The organism is uncultured Nostoc sp. (genome assembly GCF_964245575.1).
In the GTDB taxonomy this organism is placed as follows: domain Bacteria; phylum Cyanobacteriota; class Cyanobacteriia; order Cyanobacteriales; family Nostocaceae; genus Nostoc.
Genome location: NZ_CAXTNP010000434.1, coordinates 1 through 4517 on the forward strand (window position 1 = coordinate 1; position 4517 = coordinate 4517).

The window sequence follows — 4517 nt, forward strand, 5'->3', positions numbered from 1 at the left end:
CGCCAAAATAACAAATGAGTTCGCCAAAATAACAAATGAGTTCGCCAAAATAACAAATGCGTACGCCAAAATAACAAATGTGTTGGCGTAGTCCGCACAACTCTTGGAGACGCTACGCGAACGCGTTCAGCAGTCGCCTGCAAAGGAGCCAGTGCGGTCTTGGGGTCTCCCCAAGTGTTGGAAACCCTACCAAGAGCGCTGCTTCACCGCAAATCTTTGGTGGATGAAGTTTTTCTGACTTGGTGTACACCGTAGTCTAAAAGGAGAAAGATTTAGAGAGAGGTTTTCCAGATACCGTGAAAAGTCAGTTAGTTAGAGAAACCGGATTGATGGCGCACATTACAGCCAATTGCCTACTAAAACATAGGGGGCCCAGAAATATGGAGCTTTTTCCTTAGCAAAAATACCTAATTGGGCCCGCTTGAGTGCCTCGGCTTTATTCACCCCAGCCTTTAGCTGTCGATAGAACTCACTCATTACATCGGTGGTGGAGCGATCATCTATTGACCACAATGTTGCTAGTGTACTGCGTACCCCCGCCCGCATAGCTATCCCAGCCAGTCCCAAAGCTGCTCGTTTGTCTCCCTCAGCAGTTTGACAAGCACTGAGGACGAGTAATTCAATGCCATTAAACCTGTTTTTGTCGCTAACTCGCAGTAGATTATCAAATTCCTTGACCTTAACCAGTTTATCCCAGGTGAGAATAAAGGTTTTTTCAGCATCAGAACTAAATTCACCGTGAGTTGCTAGGTGAACCACGGAGAAGGAAACTGTTTGCAACTTATTTTGCAGGTTTGTTTGGGTAAACTGTTGATTTAACAGTTCTTCACTGTTGGATACCTCAGATTTGATTTCTTTTAATTCTCGTGGTACATTTTCCAATTCGGAAAATTCTTTGCCTTCGACTGGGCGTTTTTCGCTGACTCCGGCAGTTAAAGCATTTAGCTGTACCTGTCGCAAAGGTTTTGGATCAAGGAGTTGCAAACCTGGTGTCAAAGCGATCGCATATTTCTCTACCAGATATTTCTCCTGCTGTTTGTCATAGAGAACCGCCATCGGAATATTCCGCAACTCACCATCTAGTACAAACACTAAGGTTTTTATCCCACTATTGACTAACTCTGTTTGTGCAGGTCGAATTAACCAATCATATATTTGTTGGGACTGCTGCTGAACCCGAACAGTTGCGGTGACATTTAGTAAGTTTTTCCTCAGTTCTGCTATTATGTTTTCCACATCATTTTGAGCTATTGCAGTTTTGTAGTGGCGCAACTCTTGATTAGGCAATTTGAGGATAACATCTAGGCGGTCTGGCAAAATAATTGGATAGATCACTGCTGCTCGTTGGTCTTTTTTGTCAACCACTGGGTCAAGTTCCTGCGTAGGATTTAAACAGGCTGACCGAAAGAAGTTATCCAGTTCTGCCAATTGCAGAGATTCAATTACATCACGAGCAAGCTTTAGATTGTCTTGATTGATACCCTCTTGTGGCGATAGCGATAGTGAAGCGTTAGCGAGTCTTTGAGCGTCAGCGTTAGCGAGTCTGCGTTCGCGTAGCGTCTCGTAGAGAGGGTCTGTGTTAGCCTTTTGTAGAGAAGCGTCTCGTTGGTTTAGCTTCTCGAAGGGAACAGAAGCGGTGCTGCCTTGGGGAGAACGCAACAGCAATTCAACTAACTCTCGATACACCGGTTCGATATTTTCCCGGAAGGAAAACTGAACGTCTGGATTGATGGCGACCAAATCACCACGCAGAGATTGAAGGGTTTTGTAGGCTACATTATAGGATGCGATCGCGCCTTTAATATCTCCCTTTTTTTTCAGTATCCGTCCCAGTTGCCATTGCCACTGATAAGCAATATCCGATGCATTAATACTTTGCGCTCTGAATAAAGCTTTCTCGGTAAGCTCTTGAGCATCAGAAAACTGCCCAGTTTTTTCATACAACTCACCAAGACTACCCATAGCATAAGATTCTGCTCGTCTGTCTTGCAAGCTTTGCGCCTGCTTGATCGCGGTGGACAATTGCTGGGCAATGTTCAGCCATGAGGAGGTATCTATGCTAATTTTTTCTTTTAATTGGGTGAGATTTTGGGCAAACTTAATCCGAGTATATACGGAGGCTCGGCTGGGTGGTAAGTTGCTAATTTCCGACTGAATTTGAGACGACAATGCCAATGCTTCTTGATCTTGCTTTTTCTCCAAAAGTAGATTAAGTAAATTGAGGTGAGCCTGGATGCGTGTGATGGAGGAAACAGATACAGCAGCAGCCTGTTGGTAGTATTGTGAAGCCGCTTCAGTGTCTTGCTGGGCGCGGGCTGTGTTGCCTAAACTGAGTTGAGCCTCAGCGATCGCTTTTGGAGATTGTATTCGCTTTGCCACTGCTAAACTTTTCCCCAACACCAACCGTGATACATTTAAATCACCCACAACTCGGCGGACGTTGCCAAGACTACGCAGCCCTGTGGCTACAATAAGTGAGTCTGGAAGGGTGGTAAGGGTTTGCTGTACTTCGTTTAAAATTTTGTTAGCCTGAAGGTAAAGCCCTAAAGCTTGCAAAGCTTGTGCAGAGTTAATCTGGTTGCGAGTTAATCTAGCTCTGTCGCCTATTTGCTGATAAATATCAGCGGCTTTTTGCCAGGTAGTTAAAGCCGCTTCTGCTTGTCCTTGTGCCAGTTGTAACTGCCCTTGCACATCTAGGGCTTGTGCAATAAGTTGCGAACGCTCACCGGAAGTGCCCGTATTTTCCCCAGACTGTAATAATTTTAAACTTTGGGCGTGAAGCGAAGCTATCGCATTGCGAATCGCTTCCTCAGCTTCAGCCCACAAGCCAAGTTGCTGATAAGCCAAGGAAAGATTACTCAGCGTCATCGCTTCTTGTAATCCATCTTTAGAGGTTTTAAACGCAGCAGCAGCCTGTTGCAAAACTTTGACCGCTTCAGTAAACTGTCCCGTGTCGTATAGTACTTTGCCCTGTTCCACTACGCTTTCTGTTTGGGATGGGCCGCTTTTCAGGGGGATTAGGGAGTAGAAAGTAGGGGATTCAGCATTCACTAGTTCCCTGCTTTCACTACTTCCTTGTTTTCCCCACTCCCCTTGATCGGTCAAATTTTGTATGGCAGAGTAGACAGCAGGAGGTTTTGCCAAAACAGGGGATAAGGCTATGCATAGAAATGCAGTCAACAGCGCTAGGAAAAAATGATTTGGGCATCTCATACGCAATTATTACAGCAGTTTTCTTTTTTTTGAACCACCGAAGTTAGTTCCCCTCTAAAATATGGGTTGAAATGCGATGCCTACGCTTACGCACTTGCAGAATGTGGGGTTTAATGACTCGATAGCGTTCAAAGATAGATAAAATCTGTTGATAAAGAGTTTTTGGTACATCCCTCGCCCCTTTTGGGCGAAAAAAACTAATGATTAAGACTAATTCAAACCATGTTAAAGAGTGGGCGTGGTTTCTCTTGCACTAATGACTAATAACTAATGACTCTGGCGTTGCGGTTTAATTAACCCTCTCCCCATTTCCCCCTTAATACCAATTCACTAAAATTATGAAACAGATGTAAACCCCCAAAGGCAAGTATCTCTAAGTTTTTTAATTGCGAATGGGCGAAAAAGCGAATTGCGAATTGGTATAAAAGGGGAGAATAGGGTTAAAAGGGATAACTTAGCGTAATTACTAGCTTTCTGAAGTTTCCTGGGAGAACTTCTTATGGATAGTTTTAGTGGATTCCCCATCAGCAGCTACCGTTATGAGATAGTCCATTAAACCATCTGAAAAGGGAAGACGTAAATGGAAAGTACCATCGGGTTTGATTTTGATGGAATGGCCACCAATGTTTACGCTTGTATTTGGTTGGGTTGCTCCGTGAATAATCAACTCAGCATCTGCCACAAACCAAAAATCTTCGTGGGAACGATTGAAAACCCGAACATTAGGTGAACGGGCTATGAGTAACCAACGTAGTTTACCGCCTTCGGCATCGCCATCAGCGATATAGCCAATTTCAACCATGTAGTCGCGATCGCTGACGGGAATTGCCACAAAGCGATCACGTGCTACATCTTCACATTCATACTGCTGTACAAGCTGAGGACTTTGATAACTCAAGTCAATCCCAGTCACATCGTAGAGCCGCACTACCAATTGGGAGCCGCCCTGTTGTCGCAGTGCTTCGTTCTGAGCCTTGGAAATGTGCCAAGAGACATAAGCCCACTTGGGAGTGCGGGGTGTGAGCAAAATACTGCTCTCTTCTTCTACATCTACTAAACCAATAGGTGTTTCGCTTGTTAACGCTACATCTTCAACGGTGGAATCTGTATGAACAATAGGTGTTTCGCTTGTTAACGCTACATCTTCAACGGTGGAATCTGTAGGCATTAGACTGAAGACACGAACGATCGCTGAACGGGCGATGAACAACCAGCGTAGTTTACCGCCTTCGGCATCGCCATCAGCGATATAGCCAATTTCAGCTATGTAATCGCGATCGCTGATCGGAATTTCCACAAAGCGA

The 4517-nt window shown here is 44.7% G+C and carries 2 protein-coding genes; both read right to left on the reverse strand.

The features are described from left to right. Positions 1 to 339: 339 nt before the first annotated feature. Positions 340 to 3144, reverse strand: a complete 2805-nt coding sequence (locus ACFFAP_RS36315) for a CHAT domain-containing protein (protein WP_375515753.1) — start codon at positions 3142 to 3144, stop codon at positions 340 to 342. Positions 3145 to 3679: 535 nt separating this feature from the next. After that, positions 3680 to 4517 (reverse strand): DUF4912 domain-containing protein (locus ACFFAP_RS36320; RefSeq protein ID WP_375515754.1); only part of this gene is annotated, 838 nt, incomplete at its 5' end.